This is a genomic window from Ensifer sp. GW823-FHT05D09, from assembly GCF_058795755.1.
The window spans coordinates 1-607 of the sequence record NZ_JBXAIA010000042.1 but is presented as its reverse complement, the minus strand read 5'-3'; the positions used below and the strand labels follow the sequence as shown (position 1 = coordinate 607).

The following is a 607-nucleotide window of genomic DNA, read 5'->3' as shown; positions in this document are numbered from 1 at the left end:
TGGCGAGGGTAACGATAGGCTGCGCGGCCGCGGCGGCGACGACATTCTCGTCGGCGGAGCCGGGGACGACGAGCTCGAAGGCAACACCGGCAATGATACCTTCCTCGTGGTGATCGCGCCGGAGGCGAGCGGCGACGACGGCGACGACCGTATCGATGGCAACGAGGCGATCGACACCTACGACGCTTCGGCAGCGATGCAGGCCGTCGTGATCGACCTCGACCGTGGCACGGCCGAAGGGGTTGAGATCGGCTCGGACCTGTTGACCTCGGTCGAAGGCGCTGTCGGCGGCAAGGGCGACGACGTGCTCGTCGCCGGCAATGCCGTCAACTTCCTGGCCGGCGGCGATGGCGCCGACGTCTTCGTCTTCCGCACGACCGCGTCGCTCGCCAATGACGGCAGCGGCCGCGACGAGATCCGCGACTTCCAGGTCGGCGATCGCGTCGATCTGTCGAAGATCGCCGAAGCCATCGGCGGGCTCGTCTTCGGCGGACTGCTGGAGGATGGGCAAGCACCGCCGGTGCACCAGATCACCTTCTATCACGAGGCCTTTGCCGACGGCGAGCGCACCGTCGTTCGCGCCGTCGTCGACCTCGAGCGCGACGAA

At 67.9% G+C, this 607-nt stretch carries 1 protein-coding gene; it reads left to right on the top strand.

Annotated elements, in window-relative coordinates:
* The coding region (locus AC1Q80_RS30835; RefSeq protein ID WP_492362943.1) for a M10 family metallopeptidase C-terminal domain-containing protein at nucleotides 1-607 on the top strand (607 nt) is incomplete at both ends.